Here is a 19,503-nt window from a genome sequence, read left to right as displayed (position 1 = left end):
GATTGTTTTTAGAAACTTATAAAATGAAAGGTGGAATAAATTATGAAAAAGAAAATGATTGTTCAAGGAATGAGTTGTGGTCACTGCGTTAATCATGTAAAAACAGCATTAGAGGAGCTTGAGGGTGTAACTAATGTATCAGTGGATTTAGATTCTAAAATAGCTATAATTGAAGCTGACAGAGAAATTGAAGATGGGGATATCAGATCTGCTGTGGAAGATGCAGGCTATGATATTGTTTCTGTAGAAAGAGCATAATATTCATATATATGTAATTAGATTTAAAAATATAAGGAAGCTGTTTTACTATAGAAAATAATTTATATAGTGAAATGGCTTTTTTTATAGTATTTATGTGATTATATTTAACTTTGAATTTTAAGGCATTTTCGTATAAACTATTATAGTAAAGGTTATAAATTGAGTAAAATAGGATTCTTGTATGGCAATATATCTTCATGGAGCTATTTTAAGTAGCCTCATAGCATTTTTGATAAAATTTTTCAACAAAATAAGTTAATATAAAGAGTAAGGGTGATAGCAAATGGAATTTCAATTAAGGATAAAAGGAATAATACTTGTAATTATAGGTGCTATGTTATGGGGAATATCAGGTACTGCTGCTCAATACTTATTTCAACAAAAAGGATTTACTGCAGAATGGCTAACTGTAATTCGTCTATTACTATCAGGTATAATATTATTATTGTATGCTTTAATAAAAGAAGGACAAGATATACGGAAGATTTGGAATACTAAATGTAATGTGCTTAGTCTTATACTTTTTAGTATTATAGGAATGTTAGGAGTACAATATACATATTTTGCTGCTATTAAGTATGGAAATGCAGCCACAGCTACAATACTTCAATATTTGTCGCCAGTAATAATCACTTGTTATTTAGCTATTCGTACTAAAAAGATTCCAAGCCTGCAGGAAGTTTTAGCTATTGCTTTAGCAATGTTAGGCACGTTTTTTATAATTACAAAAGGTAATATTCACAGCATATCAATTTCTAAGTTAGCACTATTTTGGGGAATTAGTTCTGCTTTTGCAGCAGCTTTTTATACACTGCAGCCTCATAAACTTCTTGCTAAATGGGGTTCTACTCTTGTGGTTGGATGGGGGATGCTAGTTGGAGGAGCAGCTTTTAGTTTTATTCATGCTCCTTGGGATTTTACAGGTACATGGTGCATTAATTCAATAGCTGCAGTTATATTTGTAGTATTATTTGGAACTGTTATTGCCTTTTATTGTTATTTAGAAAGTTTGAAATATATAAAACCAACAGAAACAAGTGTACTATCTTCTGTAGAACCTTTATCTGCAGCTTTCTTATCTGTAATATGGTTACATGTTCCACTAGGTATATGGCAGTGGATAGGAACAATATGTATTATAACTACCATTATAATATTGTCATGTATGAAAAATAAGAAAGGCAAAGCTTAATTTAATAACACTTTAAAGTTGAGTTATTAGTATTTAAAAATATTATAAAGCTTTTAATGAATTTGAATATAAAATCAGTTATAATAAAGAAAATAGTATAGAAACGAGGGATAACTTGAAAAAGAGTATATTACCAATTTTAAATAGATCACTTTATGTTCTATTTGCAATTGGAACTATAATTTTGCTGTGGATGGTTTATAATCACATAGATAGGAAAATGGCTCTCTATTTTGGAATAGCATATGTATTTTTAACTTTATTTTTAATTGTATATGTTCCTATTGTTACAATTTTTAATTTGAGAAAATTTAAATGGTCTTATGTAGAGAAAAGATTGTATAAGTTTTTTATTTCATTTATTGTGTTTGGAACTTTAAACTACTCATTTGATTATATTTTTAGATCTTCAAGCATAAATTTATTTAGGAATCTTTCTATTGCATTAGGTTTGGCATTTGGAATTTCTTTTAGTGATATTATATTGAAGAAAAAGGGAATTTAGTATATTTAGAAGAAGCTTATTATTTCTTAAAACATATATAATTTAATCAAGCAAGTGTTGTTTTCTACCAATTGGAGGTCGTTTATATGAATTTAGACAAAGTAAATGCAGAAAATCTTGAATCAATGAAAAGGGCAAAGATAAAACTTGTAGCTTCAATGCTTATATTTGGTAGTATTGGATTATTTGTTAGAAATATAGATATGCCTTCTAGTATAATTGCATTGGTTAGAGGAATAATAGGAAGCACATTTTTATTTATAATAAGTTATGCAATGCGCCGAAATGCATCATTTAAGGCTATTAAAGCTAATTTATTACCATTAATAATATCTGGAACTGCCATAGGTTTTAACTGGATTTTTCTATTTCAAGCGTATAAGTATACTACAATAGCAAAAGCTACTTTATGTTATTACTTTGCACCTGTACTTGTGATATTTTTGTCACCATTTATATTGAAAGAGAAATTAAATGCAATAAAGGTTATGTGTATTACAGGTGCTATGATAGGTATGTTTTTAATAGTGGGAATTGGAAGTAGTGCAGCAGAAAAAAATCAGTTTTTAGGTATTTTATATGGTACTACTGCAGCAATTCTTTATGCAAGTGTAATTATAACAAATAAGTTTATAAAAAACTTATCAGGTATGGAAAGTGGTATGATTCAATTAGGTGTGGCTGCAGTAATTTTATTACCTTATGTACTTGTTACTGAAAGAATATCAATTGTACAATTGGATTTCAAAGCTATTTTGCTGATTTTGGTAGTAGGAGTTATACATACGGGAATAGCTTACCTTTTATATTTTTCTGCTATATTAAAACTTAAAGGACAAACTATAGCAGTATTTAGTTATATTGACCCTATATCAGCAATAATTATGTCTAGTGTGTTCTTAGGAGAAAGAATGACAATAATACAGCTGCTTGGTGGTATTTTAATATTAGGTACAACTCTTATTAATGAATTATGTGGAAAAAACAGCATATAAATAGAAAATATATAGTATGCTAAAAGGAGGCATTTATTATGTTACATTCCGAATATTTAATTGGAATAGTTCTCATTACTGTTGGAGTTATACTTAAATTGTTTCCACCAGAGCATATAAATAGCTGGTATGGATATAGAACGCCATTTTCTATGAAAAATAAGGCTATATGGGATGAGGGAAATCGTTTCACAGCAATTCTGCTTGTATACATTGGTGCTTCATCTTTAATAATAGCAGTACTATGTGATGTAATATATATAGGTAATTTTGATAAAGCATTTAAAATTTCAACAACTATATCGATAATAGGACTTTTATGTTCCATACCATTAACAGAAATTCACTTAAGAAGGTTATTTGATAAAAATGGAAATAGAAAAGTGTGATTTTATACATTAATAAGTATGATAAATTAAAAAAATCAAAATCTGATTTAAATAAAAAACAGATTTTGATTTTTTATAAAATTTTAGAGTTTAAATTATCTATTTGAATTAATTAAATTTGTATTAAAATTATTAAATAGATTTTTATTATAATTTTCAGCAACTTTTTTTTGTAAATTTGCAGCATTAGAATTTGTTTTATACATTAATTCTAATCTTTTAGCTTCTGCTTCTTTTTGATTCGTTAATTTTCTAAATTTTTCTTGTAATATTTCATTAAGATCTATAAGTGAGAGCTTGCCAGGTTCCTTTTTGGACTTTGAGTCGGAATCTGAATTTGACTTTGAATTAATAGGTTCGGTAATTGCTCCACTAAAAAAATCACCGTTTTTATCAATACCAGTAACAGTAGCTACTACTCTCTTACCCTGCAGAGCATACATACTTTTTAGCCAGGCTTCTGCGGAAGGTTCCCATTGAAGTTTTGCTTCTAAATCTTCTGCAGCTTTAGGGTCAGATGCTACCTTTTTTAAATAAGTAGGGTCTATTCTAATATTTCCTAAACCCTTGACATCAGGAGGCATAAGTTTACCTGGTGCAAGACCTCCTAATCCTACTTGAAATTTTAAATTAGGAAATTTGCTAGAAAGTTCTTTAATATAGTCATCTACAGAACTATTTTTATTACTAGATGTTAATTCAGTAGTCGATTTTGAAGCAGCTGTAGAATCTGTATTTTTTGTTTCAATGTTATTATTTAAATTATAATTAGTAGATAGTACTGATGTCATAAAAATTCCACCTTTCTTTAAATGTGTCTATTTAACTTTTTAGCAATAATGTTAATACAATATTTGATTACTTTCTTTATGTAGTAAATTGGATTATTTAACATTTTTAAACTAAATATTCCTATTTATTGTATCGAGTTTAAAAGAAAATACTTTAACTTAATGTAATGCATAGTGTTTTTATTTATTGACCAAATGAATCCTATGTTTTATATAAGATTTTTTATACTACTAATATAATTTTTTAGGTTCAAGGCTGAATCATGTAAAAATTGAATTTCTGATGAAGAAATAGGGAGCTTTACAATTTCTTCTACACCATTTTTGCCTAAAACTGCAGGTGTTCCCATGAAAATGTCACTTATGCCGTATTCACCTTTAAAGAAAGTTGAAACAGGCAGTACTATTTCTTTATCTAAAATAATTGCTTCAATTATTTTAGAAATACACATGGATATTCCGAAACAGCTGTGTTCGTCACAAGCTCTTATATCCCAACCTGCTCTTTTAGTTTTATGTTCTAAGAAGCTTTTAACTTTTTCATCGAAATCTTTATCAGAATTTTTATTAATATAGTCTTTAATTGGGATATTATTTATCTTTGTATGACTCCATAATGTTACTTGTGAATCACCATGTTCTCCAATTACACATGTTTCGATTTCACTGGAGTTTATGTCATAGTAATCTCCAATGAAATATTTTAATCTTGAGGTATCAAGAAGAGTGCCTGTACCAATAATGTGATTTGAAGGAAAAGAAGAAAGCTTAAAAGCTGTATAAGCCATAATATCTACTGGATTTGTGACAAGTACAATAATACAGTCCTTATTATATTTTATTATGTTGCAGATAATTGATTTGTATATTTCAATATTATCCTTAAGTACATCTAGCCGTGAGCCATTTTTCCCTGCAACTTGTCCTACAGTAATGGCAACAATGTGAGAATCTTTTATATCTTCATAGCTGCCACTTCTTACCCTGGTATTTCCAAACAATGCAGCACCATGAGAAATATCTATAGACTTACCTTCAGCTTTAGTTTTATTTCTATTTATAATAACAATTTCAGATGCAACATTACACTGCATAAGGTTACAGGCAGTTTGTCCACCAATGGCGCCTGCTCCAATAATAGATACTTTTGCATTTTTAATACTCATGATATACCTCCGTAAATAGTTGTCATATATTTTAACAGTATTTATATCTTTCAACTGTTTTTTATTTTAATTTTACTCCTATTTTGAAATTTAAACCACATTAAATAAAAGCAACTTATATTGTGGTGAAAATTGATATTTTTGATTTTTGACACAGAGTAAATTTTATTTTATGGTTAAAATAACAGCTGAAACATAAACTATATTAGAACTTCATCAAAATGTATAGTAAATTATGAACATAATAATTTGCTAAGTAATTCTTAAAATAAGAGAAAAACTTTAAAACGAGGTTATTTAAAAAAATAAAATGCTCATGGATTAAGAATACAAGACTTTTCTTAAGAATTAAAATATTAATAGAGGTGATTTTTATGAGCTTACAAGGTTTTTATTTAATGCCACATCCACCAATTGTGATTCCAGAGGTGGGAAAGGGGGAAGAAAAAAAGATTACTAGTACTAGTAGTAGTTTGCATACTATAGGAAAGGAAATTGCTGAAAAATCTCCCGATACTATTGTAATAATAACTCCTCATGGCACCATGTTCCAGGATGCCATTGCACTTAGTCATGAAGATGAAGTTTCTGGAGATTTAAAAAACTTTGGAGTTTCTGGTGTTTCTATGAAATTTCCAATTAATAAAGCGCTTACTAGTAAAATTTATGAATTATCATATAAAGAAGATATAGCTGTTGCAATGGCTACAGATTCTCTTTTAAATAAGTATAATACTTGTGTTTTTCTAGATCATGGAGCTATGGTTCCTTTGTACTTTATTAATAAATACTATAACAATTATAAACTTGTACATATTACTTATACAGGATTAGGTGATATTGATTTGTATAAGTTTGGTATTAACATCAGTAAAGCAGTAGAGGAATTAGGAGAAAATGCTGTGGTCATAGCAAGTGGGGATTTGTCCCATAGATTAAAGGAAGATGGACCTTATGGTTATAACCCTTTTGGTGAAAAATTTGATAAAGAGTTTCTTAATTATTTAAAACAAGGAGATCTGAAGGGTGTTTTTAATATGGATAGAGAAACCATATGTAATGCTGGAGAATGTGGAAGACCCTCCACTATAATTTTACTTGGTACATTAGAAGGTAAAAAATTTAATGGTGATCTTTTAAGCTATGAAGGTACTTTTGGTGTAGGCTATGGGGTAATGAGGTTCAATATTATTTCAGAGGATTTACCTAAGTTGGGAGAGTTAGAGGAACTTCGAAGAGCTTACTTGGAAAAAAGGCAGAAGGATAGTGATGCTTATGTAAAACTAGCTAGGGAAAGTCTTACAAGTTATTTAAGTATAGGAAAGCAAATGAAAAGATTTCCAAGTTATGTAACAGAAGAAATGAAAAATAATAAAAGGGGAGTATTTGTATCCTTAAAAAAGCAGGGAGAATTAAGAGGCTGCATTGGAACTATATTTCCTACAACTGAAAGTGTGGCAGAAGAAATTATACGAAATGCCATTGAAGCTGGAATTAATGATCCTAGATTTTATGAGGTACAGGAAGAAGAACTTTTGGATATTATTTTTTCAGTGGATGTTTTAACAGAACCTGAAGCATCTTCCAAAGAAGAATTAGATCCAAAGGAATATGGTGTAATTGTAAGGAGCAAGGGAAAAACAGGCTTGCTGCTTCCAGATTTAGAAGGTGTAGACACTGTAGAAGAACAGTTATCAATTGCTTTGCAAAAGGCTGGAATATCGCCTGATCAAGAGTATACAATAGAAAAATTTAGAGTAATTAGACATAAAGAAGTGTAATATAAACCTATAATCTATATTTTACTCAAAGTTTAAAGGCAAAATTATATCTGTTATATTCATAATTATGTGTTTAAAATTAAATTTATATAATTCCTTATTGTTTTAGTAAATTGAAATTTAATTATAACCAATTTATTTTTGGGGTAGAAGATTTTCTACCCTTTTACTTTTTACAAATTAGTATAAATGTATTTTTAAACTGCAATCCAAAATAGTTCTTTACATAAATTTAAAATAAAGTTTTTGTTGAAAATATAAAAAATGTATAATAGCAATTTTACTAAAAAGTCCTAAAAAGATTAATTGTAAGGCTCTATATAAGTTTAAGTATCTGTTAAATAGATTAAAAGTTACATAGTTTATTAAAAAATGATAATACTAAAATAATACCTAGATGATGAACTATTGATAAATGCTTACTAATTTGTAGATATATTATCTCTTTTGTGGAGGTGTTAAAAATGTGTGCTAATAAGTCTTTATCTAAAAATATAGATGATAATATTAATGAACTTGTTAATAAATTCAAGGAATGTCCTGATGTAATGAATAAAAAGTTAATACTTAAGGATGGAAGGAAAGGATGTTTTTTTTATTTAAAAGGTTTTATAAACATTGATTTGATTCAAAGGGACTTTGTAAAGCCTATGTTATCTATAGATATTGAAAATATACCTGATAAAGAAATTTTGGATTATTTACCTTTGTTTGATACTTCATTAGAGTATAACATAGATAATACTGTTAAATCAGTATTAAACGGGAAGATAATTTTTTTAATAGATAAATTAAATTATGTTATTATATGTGGATTGATTGATATGGAAAAAAGAAGTATTAGTGAACCTGACAATGAAAAAAATGTTCGTGGACCACATGAAGGTTTCATTGAAAGTCTTGATACAAACATTGCTGTACTAAGAAGAAAAATTAGAAACGAAAATTTAAAATTTAAGACTATAACATTAGGAAATGAAACTAAACAGACAGTTGCTGTTATGTATATTGATGGAATTGCAAATCCCAAATTGTTAAGTACATTAATTAATAAAATTAGTAGGATTAATACGGATGGATTACTTGCCATTGGATATATAGAACAATACATTACAGATTCACCTAATTCACCATTTCCTCAATATTTAGCAACAGAAAGACCTGATAAAGTAGTTGCAGCTTTATTAGAAGGCAGACTTGCAATATTAATGGACGGAACTCCTTTTGCATTAATTGCTCCAGTTTCCTTTTGGTCTTTTATTCAGGCACTTGATGATTATAGTACTAAATGGATGTTAGGATCATTTATTAGATATATAAGAATAATTTCAGTAGTAATTTCAATGATATTACCTGCTTTATATGTATCAGCAACTGCTTTTCAATATTATTTAGTTCCTCTAAATTTACTTATACCATTAGCAGTATCTAGAACTGAGGTGGCTTTTCCACCTGTTGTTGAAGCCTTAACAATGGAATTTACAATTGAAATCATTAGAGAAGCATCCATTAGATTGCCTACATATATTTCAACTACTATAGGTGTGGCAGGAGGAATTATAATTGGTCAAGCGGCGGTTAATGCAGGAATTGTAAGTAGTTTATTCATTATTGTAGTTGCAGTTACAGCTATGGCATCTTATGTAATTCCTGTTTATGATTTTGGATTAGCATTGAGATTAGTTAGATTTTTATTTTTAATGTTTGCATCTTTTTTTGGAATTATTGGAGTGTTAGTAGGAAGTGTTTTTATTATTTCACACTTACTATCTTTAGAATCATTAGGTCAACCTTATTTCAGTCCAATAGTACCTTTTAAAAAGGATAGTATTAAGGATACGGTAATTAGAGCACCTTTAAGCTTTATGAAAATAAGGCCTCATATTTCTCTACCATTAAAAAAGAAGAGAGGAGGGAAATAGTTGGTTGACAAAAGACATGAAATTACATTAAAACAGCTTACGATATTTGGTATATCTGCTCAAATTGGTTTGGGTATTCTCACGCTACCATCTAATCTTGCAAAGAAAACTGGTCATGATGGATGGATTGTTGTGGCTGTAGCAGGGTGTATAATGCTATTACTTTCTATTTTTATAGCATTACTTATAAATAGACATCCTAATAATTCAATTTTGGATATTAATATTTTACTGTATGGTAAGTACTTTGGAATGTTCTTCAATTTTGTATTTATATGCTATATTCTTTTTACTACAAGTTTAAGCAGTAGGCTTTTTGCTGAAATGATTAAAATTTCAGTATTGAGCCAAACCCCGTTAATTGTTACATCACTTTTTATTTTTATACCTACAATTTATCAGATAACTAAAGGGTTAAAAATAATATGTAGATTTGCCAGTTTACTAATACTAGCACACATCACATTAATTTTAACTTTTCTCCTAATTATAAAGGATGTAAGAATAACATATTTAATGCCAGTTGCTAAATCAGGTATTATTACAATATTTAAAAACATACCTAATGCATTTTTTTCATTTTTGGGTATTGAATTAATAACAATTTTTTATCCTAATGTTACAAACAAAAATAATCTAGTAAAATGGGTAACCATTGAAAGTATATATATAGCTATATTTTATATAATTGTTGTTGCTTTTACTACAGCCTTATTTGGTGAGAATAAATTAAAAATGATCATATTTGCTATGTATAGTGTTGAGCGAGCAATAAAAGTGCCAATACTAGAAAGGCTGGATATATTTTTTATTGTCTTCTGGTTTCCTATTATGGCAGGTTCAGTAAGAAGTTATTTTTTTTCATCTTATTATTGTATAGCAAAATTATTTAAAATACGCAGAGAGAAATTATTGATTGCAATAGTATTCATTGTTGTGATGATAATTGGTAGAATACCAAAAAATCTTGAGGATATTTTTACATATATGAATTATGCTGCTTTATTAGGTGCAGCAAATATATTATTTATAGCATTTTCATTTTTTATTTCTTTGATAAGGAGGAGGTAATGCTGCCAATGAAAAAGTTTATTGCTGTAGTTATAATATTGTCCTTATTTTTAGAAGGATGCTGGGATCAGAAGGTTTATGAAAATATAGGATTTATACTGCAACTTGGATTGGAAACATCAGATAGTGATGATAAAATTTTAATGACTTATTCAAGTCCTGTCGTCGAACCAAAGACAAAGGAGCAAATTGAGGTTATATACAAGGATAATGAAAATTTGTTAAGACAATTTAGAGAAGATGCAAGAAAAATATCCTCTAAACTGCTAGAAGCAGGAAAAATGCAGCAAATTTTAATATCAGAGTCTTTGGCAGCAAAAGGTGGAGTAGAAAATATATTGGATGTTTTTGAGCGTGATCCAAGTAATTCTTTAATAGCATATGTAGTAATTGTAGAAGGTAGTCCTAATAATTTAATACAAAAGGCTCAAACGTTTGGAGATAAACCAAGACCAGCATTTTATATACGTCAACTTATTGAGCATAATATAGACCAATCGCATATACCAGATACTCAAGTATATAATTTTACTACAGATCTTTTTTCAACAGGAATAGATCCTGTAGTACCTATATTAAAGTTACAATTTGAAAGAGGAAAAGGTATTGAAGTAGCTGGAACAGGATTATTTTCAGGTGATAAGTTTGTTGGTAAAATAGATACAAAGCAAACTTTATTTTTGTTATCTATGATGGGAAAAGCAAAAAAATCAACATATATAAGCATTTCACCTCAAGATCCTAAATATAATAATGGAAAAAAAGGATGTGCCTTTAATATTTCTAAAATAAAAAGAAAGATTAGTACAAATATGGAGGAAGATACACCAACAGTAGATATCAAATTGGATTTTAAAGGGTCTATAAGTGAATTTTATTGGAATGGCATTGGAAATAAAGCGGATTTAAAAAATATTGAACAGGAATTAGCAAATGAAATAAAGCAAAATTGTAAACAGATTTTAAAATATACTCAAGAAGTTGGCAGTGATCCTTTAGGTATAGGTGATATATTTCGAGCTAAGCATAATTCATATTGGGAAAAAGTTGATTGGAAAAAAACATATCAACAAGTTAATTTTAACGTTGATGTTAATGTACATATATCACATCATGGCATTATAAATTAAAATATTATATTGCTATAATATACAATATCACTTTATATAAGCTTTGCATAATCTATTAGTGAAGTAATTTTAAAAGAGGGAAAAAATGAGTGTAGTATTAACCCCCCTTCACTATATCTATTTAATCTTTATCTTTATAATTATTGCAGCTATGGCCAAGAAAAGAGATATTTCACTAATCTGCATAATTGGTATATTTTTACTTGGATTAATAGGCACAGGTTCCTTGTATCATTCTACTATGGGAGTATTTAACAGTTTTGTTTATGCTACTAAAGAACTTATGCCGACTATATTTATTATATCCGTTATTGTTGCTATGAGTAATGTATTAATAGAATCGGGTATAAATGAAGAAATAGTATCCCCTTTTAAAGGAATAATAAAAAATTACTGGATTGCATACTGGGTTATTGGTATAGTTATGATGATACTTTCCTGGTTTTTCTGGCCATCGCCAGCAGTAGCTTTAATTGGAGCATTATTTTTACCTATAGCAAAAAAGGTAGGGCTTCCAGCTATAGGGGTGGCAATATCAATGAATTTGTTTGGTCATGGTATAGCTTTGTCAGGGGATTATATAATTCAAGCAGCACCTAAACTTACGGCAGATGCAGCAGGCATTCCAGTATCTAGTGTAGTTAATGCAAGTATTCCTTTAGTAATTACTATGGGATTAGTAACTACTATAACAGCATTTTATTTACTTAGGAAGGACATTAAATTAGGAAAAATATCTACAGAATATACTATGGGAGAGGAAAGTGACAAAGAAAAACCTAATTTAGTTGCTCTTTCAAAAAATTTTAAGAGAATGTTAGCATTAATAACTTTGGCTTTATTTATTGTAGACATATTTGTTATGTATACTGCTAAACTACAAGGAGGAGATGCTACTGCACTTATAGGCGGAACAGCTATATTTATAATGAGTTTGTTATCTATAGTAACTTATAAGAATGAAGCTTTAGAAAAAATAACAAATAACCTTGTTAAAGGATTACAATTTGGTTTTAAAATATTTGGTATAGTTATACCTATAGCTGCATTTTTCTATTTAGGAGATTCAGCTTTTACTGAAATATTTGGAAAGATATTACCAGCTCATTCCAATGGTATAGTTAATGATTTGGGTGTATGCTTAGCTAATTTAGTACCTCTTAATGCTGCAATTGCATCTACAACTCTTACTATAGTTGGTGCAATCACAGGTTTGGATGGATCAGGATTTTCAGGAATATCTCTGGCAGGTTCTGTAGCAAAGCTATTTTCTACAGCTTTAGGTGGAGGAGTAGCTACTCTTACTGCATTAGGGCAAATAGCAGCTATATGGGTTGGTGGAGGAACTATAATACCTTGGGCTGTAATACCTGTAGCAGCTATATGTGGAGTGGATCCTTTTGAGTTAGCTAAGAAGAATTTAAAACCAGTTATTATAGGTTTGATTGTTACCACGGTGGTTGCCATGTTTATTATATGATTTCAAAATTATGAATATGCATAATTTTAAAATGTTTTTAGATATCTAACTTAACTTTCGTAGTTTAAAAATATTGCGAAACAAACGTATGAAGCGAAGTAACTAAAATTATTAATAACAATATAATTAGATGCGTACATTTGAAGTTACTAGTTTGGATTTTAACTTTTATGAAGTGATATATGATAAGGGTGTTCTCACATTAGCTAAATTGTTTTAGTATTATACTTAGCTCAAAATTTTTGAAAGCCTTAGAACTTTAGTCCTGTCTGAGGGAACCGAGTTTGACAAAGTTCTTAGGCTTTCAAAAATTTTGAGCTTTAGAATAATTAAAACATTTAGCTGTGATGACACCCTTATCATATATCATGGAATAAAAGTTAAAATCCAAACTTCTACTGCAAATTACGTCGCAATATGCTTTTTAATTTAATTTTTCAATTTGTGTTTGTATGCTGCTGCTTACATTACTTCCTTGAAAATAACGAGAATATATAGTATTATCTTTATCTTCACCAGTTGTATCATAACCAGAAATAAAATGAGTTGGACCACTTAAGTTTGAAAAATAACCATAATCTATAGTTCTATTTCCATCATAATAATATAGATTAGTTGGTTCTGCAATTATCCATCCGAATTGTGGCAGATAATACTCTGCCCAAGCATGCCTATAGTTATTTCCATTTGCTATATTACTATTGAAGTTTTCTCCATCAACCCAATATCCAGTAACAACTCTAGCAGGAATGCCAGAAGCTCTTAAAAGAGCAACAAATAACTCGGAATAATCTTCACATACTCCTTTAGAGGTTTGTAGAGCATTTAAAGCTCCTTTATTTTTATTATTTTGATCATAATTCATATAGCTGTTTACAAATTCATAGGCTTTTTTTGCCTTATAATAAGGATTGTCTATTCCTGCAAATAATTCTTTTGATTTATCTATAATGGCTGAATTATCACTTTCTATCTTATCAGAAGCTGATGTATATTTAGAATAATCACTAAAGCTGCTATAATCTCCAGATGTTTTAGATAGATCTTTTATATATTTTATACCACTAACTTGTACAGTTCTAGTGACTTGATATTGTGATTTTTCTCCAGCTTTTAAATAAGTAGAAGCTGTGAGTTTTTTATTTATAGAATTTGAGGAAGTAATTTCAGCATTATCACCAGCTACTTTTAAGTCCATTTCCTTCTGATAAGGAGAGTTGCTTGGACTTCCAATATTATAGGTTACATCCAATTTTGTATCATTATCACTAGTAAAAGTCAAAGTATCAGTAATTTTATAGGTATGTGTATCCAGTAAAGAATAACTAGAAGTATCAATAGCTTGTACACCATTTTTAGTGGTAAATTTCATGGTTCCAGGATTTTCAAGAGAAGCTCCATCTAAAGCTTTTACATTGTTTATATACATAGTATAAGTCTTACCTGGAGTATATTTAGTTGAAGGTTTTAAGGAAATAATATTTCCACTGGAATTTAAGTCTAATTTTATAGGATTACCAGTATCATCAACAATTTTTACATTTTCACTAGTTACAGTATTCTTATCAATATTTTTTGAAAATTTAATATTTCAAGTTTTATCTGTACTTACATTATCTTTGAAAGTAAAAATAGTGTAATTGCTTTGGGCAAAAACAGTACTAGTGGAAAGTAATATTAGTAATGAAATTAGAAAAAGGTGTACTTTAAATATTGAGAATTTTTTAGTACCATTTTTTATAAACATAATTTCACCTCTTTTGAGTCATATTAATTATATTATAGCACATTAGGTTTAACGTTGTTATTAGGGAAATTTATTCATAAATTGGAAGTTAGGTGAGAATTGTATATAATTATAACATCAATATTTATAAAATTAAGTATATAATACATAGAAATTTGAGGTGATATTCATGAAGACACATGCTATGTTTTATGAAAAGATTAAAGATAAAATTCACTGCTTTTTGTGCCCCCATAATTGTGTTATTGAAAATGGACATTTTGGGAAATGCAATGTTAGAATTCATGAAGATGGAGAACTTTTTACTATAAATTATGGAGAAGTAACTTCGGCATCTTTGGATCCTATAGAAAAAAAACCTCTTCATTATTTCAGACCTAATACAGAAATTTTTTCAGTAGGAAGTTTTGGATGTAATTTCACTTGTGGTTTTTGTCAAAATTACAGCATTTCACAATTTAAAGCTGAGAGTAGGTTTGTACCTAAAGAAAATTTAATAGAAACTTCACTAACTATGAAAAACAATATAGGATTGGCATTTACTTATAATGAGCCAAGTATCTGGTATGAATATGTATATGATTGTGCTAAACTTCTAAAAGAAACAGACCCTGCAGCAGCAGTAGTACTTGTTACGAATGGATATATTAGTGAAGAACCTTTAAAAAAGCTTCTTCCGTACGTAGATGCTATGAATATTGATTTAAAAAGTTTCAATACTACATATTATAAAGATCTTTGTGGAGGAAGTTTAAAACCTGTGCTAAAAACCATTGAAATAGCTGCAAAACATTGCCACGTGGAGATTACCACATTATTAGTAAGTGGTGAAAATGATAATTTAGACGAAGTAGAGGAAATTGCAAAGTTTATAAACTCTGTAAATCATGATATTCCACTGCACCTTTCAAGATATTTTCCAAGATATAAGCTTGAAAATTCACCTACAGATATAAGCTTTATGATGGAAGCGGAAAAAGTTGCTAAAAAATACTTAAGCAAAGTAATTTTAGGTAATGTCTAAATAGATTATTACTAAAGGATTTCAGGAGGGATTTATGCATGAAAGATATATTATTCAGCACTATGGGTAGAAGTATTATAATTTACATTTTAGCAATATTTTTAACTAGACTTATGGGAAGAAAACTTATATCTCAAATGACATTTTTTGATTTTGTTATGGGAGTTTCAATGGGAGCAATAATTGCAAATGCCATTGTGGGTCAACATTTTACAGTAGTATCTGCTGTAACTGCTCTTATTTCAGTAACTATTCTAACAATTATGACTGCATATTTACATATTAAGAGTTTTAGGATAAGAAAGATGGTAAATTCAGAACCAGTTACTTTAGTTGAAAATGGGACTATTGTTGAAGAAAATATGAAAAATATTAGATTGACTATTGATGAATTAATGATGAAGTTAAGAGAAAAGAATACTTTTAACTTAGCTGATGTAGAATTTGCAATAATGGAAACAGATGGAGAATTGTCAGTGCTTCAAAAAGCAGATAAGCAGCCACTTACTCCTCATCATATGAATATAAAGACAACAACTTCTGGACTTATGAAAGATATAATAATAGATGGAAATATAATGGATGAAAATTTGTCAGCTGCAGGATTAAGTAAGAAATGGTTAACAGCTCAACTAAAAAGTCAAAATATTAAAGATGCTTCTGAGGTATTTTATGCGGGAATAGATAGCGATAAAAAACTAGTAATATCAAGAAGAAACAAGAATAGCAAGGAATACCATGGAAAATATGGTATTGAATAATATTATTATTTAATGATGCATTAACATTAATTTTAATACTTTTAATTTTACATAAGAGCAATTTGTGTTGTGATAGGATTAATAATATTAAATTGGAAGATATATTGTCTTCTGTTTTTTTATTCTGTAGAGATATGTATAATTAGACAATTCATAAATTAGAATTACTAAAAAACTTTTTAATTAGAAATTTGTATGTTAATAAGAATATATATTGGTGTACTTACAAAACATATAACAAGGTACTTTAAGATATAAGGAGATTTTCACCAATGAAATTTTTTAAATCGGGATCTACAAATAAAATTAATGAAGATAACTCAAATATAGGTATTAGTAAGGATATAAATGAAAACATAAGTAGAATAAAAATTGATTTTGGCGACAGTAGTGATTTTAAAATTGACTATTTCAAATTTGATAATAAAGAGGATTTTATTTGTGCAGTTATATACATTAAAAGCTTAACTGATAAAGTAATTATGAATTCTTTAGCATTAGAACTTTCTAGGTTAAAATGTGAATATTATAACTTAAAATTTAATATAAATTTTGACACATTAGTAAATTATTTTTCAGGTATAAGAGATTTAAAAGAAGATTCTGATTATGAAATTCTTTATACTAATTTGCTATTGGGAAATACTGTTTTTTTAGTTGATGGATACGCCAAATTCTTCACAATAGTGACAAGTACTGATGAAGGTAGAGGAATTCAAGAGGCGACTTCTCAAACAATAATAAGAGGTCCTAAAGATTCCTTTACAGAAAAATTAAGTGCCAATATTTTACTTATTAGAAGAAGAATAAAAAATAAAGAATTAAAAGCGGAGAACTTGTTTTTAGGTAGTGTAAGTAAAACAGCAGTAAGTATAATGTATATTGATAAAATAGCTAAAGATGACATTGTACAGGAAATAAAAAATAGGCTTAATAAAATAGAAATTGATGCTGTATTAGAAAGTGGATATATTGAAGAACTAATTAAAGATGATAGATATTCTATATTTCCCACTTTTTTGAATTCAGAAAAACCTGATTCTGTTGCTGCAGCTTTGCTTGAAGGAAAAGTGGCAATTTTAGTTGATGGAACACCTTATGTATTAACAGCTCCAGCAATTATGTTTGAATTTTTTCAATCAAGTGAGGATTATTATCATCATTATATTGTATCTTCAATGATGCGTTTTTTAAGATTTATTGCTTTTTTGTTGACTCTCTTAACACCAGCAACATATATAGCAATAACAACCTTCCATCAGGAAATGATTCCTACGCCTTTACTTATAAGTATAGCTGCCCAAAGAGAAGGTGTTCCTTTTCCTGTTTTTATAGAAACATTAGCTATGGAGTTTGTATTTGAAATAATAAGAGAAGCAGGTATAAGAATGCCAAGAGCTGTAGGATCAGCTATCTCAATAGTAGGAGCATTAGTGCTGGGCCAGGCGGCAGTAGAAGCTGGTATTATATCAGCTTTCATAGTAATTATTGTTTCAATAACAGCTATATCAAGTTTTGCTATACCTAATTATGAAATGTCAAATGCTACAAGAACAGTAAGGTTTATTTTAATGTTTCTGGCAGCTTTGCTTGGATTATATGGGATATTTATGGGACTCATTATTCTGGTACTTCATTTATGCAAAATAAAGTCTATAACGGTTCCATATTTGACACCAATTGCACCAAGGGTGAAAAGTGGAAATAAAGATACATTCTTTAGATTTCCACTATGGAAAATGAAATACAGACCTATAGGTATTAGTGGTACTAGTGATTCACGAGTGAATGAAAAAGATCCTGTAGACTCAAATCAAAAGAAAAAGCCAGAATTAAGGTGATATATATGAATTTTAAAAAGGCACTAATTATTTTTATTTTAATACTAAGTATATGTTTTACTGGATGTTGGAGTAGTAAAGAAATAAATACTCTTGCAATTGTTGTGGCAACTGGTGTTGATAAAACAGAAAAGGGATATTTAGTTTCAGAACAAGTTATAAACCCAAGAGTTATAGCTTCCAAAAAAGCAACAAATGAGTCACCAGTTGTTTTATATACAGGAGAGGGAAGGGATTTGGAAGGAGCAATCAAAAGTATTACAGCAAAAGCTCCAAGAGAAATATATAATTCACACCTAAGAATGGTTATATTTGGTAATGGAATTGCAGAAAGTGGAATAAAGGATATACTTGATTATTTTGCACGTAATTATCAATATCGTACTGATTTTTATTTTGCAATAGCTAAGAATAAAACTGCAAAGGAGGTTTTGGGGGTGTTAACTCCTATGGAACCCATACCCGGAATTTCTATGTATAATTCACTTAAATTATCTAATAAAGATTGGGCACCTACAAAGGCTATAAGAATTGTTGAACTTGTTAATTCTATTGTTTCTGATGGAAAAAATCCTGTGATTACAGGTATTGATATTACTGAAGGAGAAACTTTTCCAAAATCTATAGACAATTTAAAAGAAAGTGGAGAAATCAAAAAAATAGCATATTCTAGCTTGGGAGTTTTAAAAAAAGATAGACTTGTAGGCTGGTTAAATGAAGATGAAAGTAAAGGATATAATTATATTATTGGAGATGTAAAGAATACGATAGGTTATGCATACTACGGAGATAAAGTGAAGATTACAGGTGAGGTTATAGATGCCAAATCAGATATAAAAGCTTCTATAATAAATGATAAACCTGTTATTAATGTAAAAATAGATGTAAAGCAAAATATTGGAGCAGTAGAAGGTGATTTTGATGTTTCAAAGGAAGAAAATAAAGATTTAATAAATAGATTAAGTGAACAAAAAATAGAATTAATATGTGAAGAAGCATTAAATAAAGCGCAAAATGATCTGAAAAGCGATATTTTTGGTTTTGGGGAGGCAGTACATAGAAAAAATCCTAAGTTGTGGGCAAAGATAAAAGATAACTGGGATAGCGAATTTACACATATACCTGTTAACATTACAGTTAATGTAAAAACTAATCAGCTTGGGCAAATAACAAAGTCATTTTTTATTAAGGAGAAATAGTAGTATGGCTATAGTGTCTATTTTATCTGTATTGGTATTTAGCACAATATTAAGTATTGTGGAAATTCCAAAAATGTTAAGAGAAAAACTTTATAGAGAATTATATACATTCATAGTATTGCTTGCATTTGGAACAGTACTTGCAATACTAAAAAGTCTTAATGTTGCTATACCGAACCCTTCGGACTTTGTACAATGGGTGTATTCTCCTTTTAGTAATATTATAAAAGAATTATTAAAATGAGGTG

Annotated in this window: 18 protein-coding genes; 15 read left to right on the top strand and 3 right to left on the bottom strand. The window is 28.8% G+C overall.

Annotated elements, in window-relative coordinates; all coding sequences use genetic code 11:
• Positions 1 to 42 precede the first annotated feature (42 nt).
• The 5 genes from Q6H37_RS16365 to Q6H37_RS16345 all read left to right on the top strand — a co-directional run bounded on the left by Q6H37_RS16365 (position 43) and on the right by Q6H37_RS16345 (position 3,342).
• Positions 43 to 258, top strand: coding sequence for a heavy-metal-associated domain-containing protein (locus Q6H37_RS16365; protein WP_318734063.1), 216 nt, complete (start codon positions 43 to 45; stop codon positions 256 to 258).
• A gap of 286 nt (positions 259 to 544) precedes the next feature.
• Positions 545 to 1,453: a DMT family transporter gene (locus tag Q6H37_RS16360; RefSeq protein WP_318734061.1), complete on the top strand. Its 909-nt coding sequence runs from the start codon at positions 545 to 547 to the stop codon at positions 1,451 to 1,453.
• A gap of 115 nt (positions 1,454 to 1,568) precedes the next feature.
• Entirely contained in the window at positions 1,569 to 1,958 is a 390-nt protein-coding gene (locus Q6H37_RS16355; RefSeq protein ID WP_318734059.1) for a hypothetical protein, read from the top strand.
• Positions 1,959 to 2,044: 86 nt separating this feature from the next.
• Positions 2,045 to 2,953, top strand: coding sequence for a DMT family transporter (locus Q6H37_RS16350; RefSeq protein ID WP_412523862.1), 909 nt, complete (start codon positions 2,045 to 2,047; stop codon positions 2,951 to 2,953).
• A 38-nt stretch (positions 2,954 to 2,991) separates the two neighbouring features.
• Entirely contained in the window at positions 2,992 to 3,342 is a 351-nt protein-coding gene (locus tag Q6H37_RS16345; RefSeq protein ID WP_318734057.1) for an SdpI family protein, read from the top strand.
• Between the two features lie 95 nt (positions 3,343 to 3,437).
• Here Q6H37_RS16345 and Q6H37_RS16340 read toward each other — a convergent pair whose 3' ends face one another.
• Entirely contained in the window at positions 3,438 to 4,133 is a 696-nt protein-coding gene (locus Q6H37_RS16340) for a DUF6033 family protein (protein ID WP_318734055.1), read from the bottom strand.
• Between the two features lie 209 nt (positions 4,134 to 4,342).
• The gene (locus tag Q6H37_RS16335; RefSeq protein WP_318734053.1) at positions 4,343 to 5,299 is read right to left on the bottom strand and encodes an L-lactate dehydrogenase; all 957 of its coding nucleotides are present in this window, start codon (positions 5,297 to 5,299) and stop codon (positions 4,343 to 4,345) included.
• Between the two features lie 374 nt (positions 5,300 to 5,673).
• Between Q6H37_RS16335 and amrA the strand changes: the two genes are divergently transcribed.
• The 5 genes from amrA (at position 5,674) to Q6H37_RS16310 (ending at position 12,683) form a co-directional block, all read left to right on the top strand.
• Positions 5,674 to 7,080, top strand: coding sequence for an AmmeMemoRadiSam system protein A (gene amrA / locus Q6H37_RS16330; protein ID WP_318734051.1), 1,407 nt, complete (start codon positions 5,674 to 5,676; stop codon positions 7,078 to 7,080).
• Positions 7,081 to 7,544: 464 nt separating this feature from the next.
• Positions 7,545 to 9,002, top strand: a complete 1,458-nt coding sequence (locus Q6H37_RS16325; RefSeq protein ID WP_318734049.1) for a spore germination protein — start codon at positions 7,545 to 7,547, stop codon at positions 9,000 to 9,002.
• Positions 9,003 to 10,073 carry a GerAB/ArcD/ProY family transporter gene (locus tag Q6H37_RS16320; RefSeq protein ID WP_318734047.1) on the top strand — a complete coding sequence of 357 codons (1,071 nt, stop codon included), beginning with the start codon at positions 9,003 to 9,005 and terminating at the stop codon, positions 10,071 to 10,073. It abuts the gene before it with no gap.
• 8 nt (positions 10,074 to 10,081) lie between these two features.
• Positions 10,082 to 11,203, top strand: a complete 1,122-nt coding sequence (locus Q6H37_RS16315; RefSeq protein WP_318734045.1) for a Ger(x)C family spore germination protein — start codon at positions 10,082 to 10,084, stop codon at positions 11,201 to 11,203.
• Positions 11,204 to 11,288: 85 nt separating this feature from the next.
• Entirely contained in the window at positions 11,289 to 12,683 is a 1,395-nt protein-coding gene (locus tag Q6H37_RS16310; protein WP_318734043.1) for a hypothetical protein, read from the top strand.
• 424 nt (positions 12,684 to 13,107) lie between these two features.
• Here the strand turns inward: Q6H37_RS16310 and Q6H37_RS16305 are convergent, their stop codons facing one another.
• Entirely contained in the window at positions 13,108 to 14,271 is a 1,164-nt protein-coding gene (locus tag Q6H37_RS16305) for a transglutaminase domain-containing protein (protein WP_318743044.1), read from the bottom strand.
• 328 nt (positions 14,272 to 14,599) lie between these two features.
• Between Q6H37_RS16305 and amrS the strand changes: the two genes are divergently transcribed.
• The 5 genes from amrS to Q6H37_RS16280 all read left to right on the top strand — a co-directional run bounded on the left by amrS (position 14,600) and on the right by Q6H37_RS16280 (position 19,499).
• Complete coding sequence (gene amrS, locus Q6H37_RS16300) at positions 14,600 to 15,454, top strand: AmmeMemoRadiSam system radical SAM enzyme (protein WP_318734041.1); 855 nt, start codon at positions 14,600 to 14,602, stop codon at positions 15,452 to 15,454.
• Between the two features lie 38 nt (positions 15,455 to 15,492).
• The gene (locus tag Q6H37_RS16295; RefSeq protein ID WP_318734039.1) at positions 15,493 to 16,215 is read left to right on the top strand and encodes a DUF421 domain-containing protein; all 723 of its coding nucleotides are present in this window, start codon (positions 15,493 to 15,495) and stop codon (positions 16,213 to 16,215) included.
• A gap of 272 nt (positions 16,216 to 16,487) precedes the next feature.
• Complete coding sequence (locus Q6H37_RS16290; protein ID WP_318734037.1) at positions 16,488 to 18,056, top strand: spore germination protein; 1,569 nt, start codon at positions 16,488 to 16,490, stop codon at positions 18,054 to 18,056.
• A gap of 5 nt (positions 18,057 to 18,061) precedes the next feature.
• On the top strand, positions 18,062 to 19,255 hold the full coding sequence (locus Q6H37_RS16285; RefSeq protein WP_318734035.1) for a Ger(x)C family spore germination protein: 1,194 nt from the start codon (positions 18,062 to 18,064) through the stop codon (positions 19,253 to 19,255).
• Between the two features lie 4 nt (positions 19,256 to 19,259).
• The gene (locus tag Q6H37_RS16280) at positions 19,260 to 19,499 is read left to right on the top strand and encodes a hypothetical protein (protein ID WP_318734033.1); all 240 of its coding nucleotides are present in this window, start codon (positions 19,260 to 19,262) and stop codon (positions 19,497 to 19,499) included.
• The last annotated feature ends 4 nt before the right edge of the window (positions 19,500 to 19,503 follow it).

It is taken from the genome of Clostridium sp. JS66 (assembly GCF_033561535.1).
GTDB lineage: Bacteria > Bacillota > Clostridia > Clostridiales > Clostridiaceae > Clostridium_AM > Clostridium_AM carboxidivorans.
This window is presented reverse-complemented; position numbering and strand designations above follow the sequence as displayed.

Bases quoted from the DNA above. Each gene is read 5' to 3' on its own strand.
- Q6H37_RS16365 (WP_318734063.1), top strand. From the start codon at position 43: ATGAAAAAGAAAATGATTGTTCAAGGAATGAGTTGTGGTCACTGCGTT.
- Q6H37_RS16360 (WP_318734061.1), top strand. From the start codon at position 545: ATGGAATTTCAATTAAGGATAAAAGGAATAATACTTGTAATTATAGGT.
- Q6H37_RS16350 (WP_412523862.1), top strand. From the start codon at position 2,045: ATGAATTTAGACAAAGTAAATGCAGAAAATCTTGAATCAATGAAAAGG.
- Q6H37_RS16345 (WP_318734057.1), top strand. From the start codon at position 2,992: ATGTTACATTCCGAATATTTAATTGGAATAGTTCTCATTACTGTTGGA.
- Q6H37_RS16340 (WP_318734055.1), bottom strand. From the start codon at position 4,133: ATGACATCAGTACTATCTACTAATTATAATTTAAATAATAACATTGAA.
- Q6H37_RS16335 (WP_318734053.1), bottom strand. From the start codon at position 5,299: ATGAGTATTAAAAATGCAAAAGTATCTATTATTGGAGCAGGCGCCATT.
- amrA (WP_318734051.1), top strand. From the start codon at position 5,674: ATGAGCTTACAAGGTTTTTATTTAATGCCACATCCACCAATTGTGATT.
- Q6H37_RS16325 (WP_318734049.1), top strand. From the start codon at position 7,545: ATGTGTGCTAATAAGTCTTTATCTAAAAATATAGATGATAATATTAAT.
- Q6H37_RS16315 (WP_318734045.1), top strand. From the start codon at position 10,082: ATGAAAAAGTTTATTGCTGTAGTTATAATATTGTCCTTATTTTTAGAA.
- Q6H37_RS16310 (WP_318734043.1), top strand. From the start codon at position 11,289: ATGAGTGTAGTATTAACCCCCCTTCACTATATCTATTTAATCTTTATC.
- amrS (WP_318734041.1), top strand. From the start codon at position 14,600: ATGAAGACACATGCTATGTTTTATGAAAAGATTAAAGATAAAATTCAC.
- Q6H37_RS16295 (WP_318734039.1), top strand. From the start codon at position 15,493: ATGAAAGATATATTATTCAGCACTATGGGTAGAAGTATTATAATTTAC.
- Q6H37_RS16290 (WP_318734037.1), top strand. From the start codon at position 16,488: ATGAAATTTTTTAAATCGGGATCTACAAATAAAATTAATGAAGATAAC.
- Q6H37_RS16285 (WP_318734035.1), top strand. From the start codon at position 18,062: ATGAATTTTAAAAAGGCACTAATTATTTTTATTTTAATACTAAGTATA.
- Q6H37_RS16280 (WP_318734033.1), top strand. From the start codon at position 19,260: ATGGCTATAGTGTCTATTTTATCTGTATTGGTATTTAGCACAATATTA.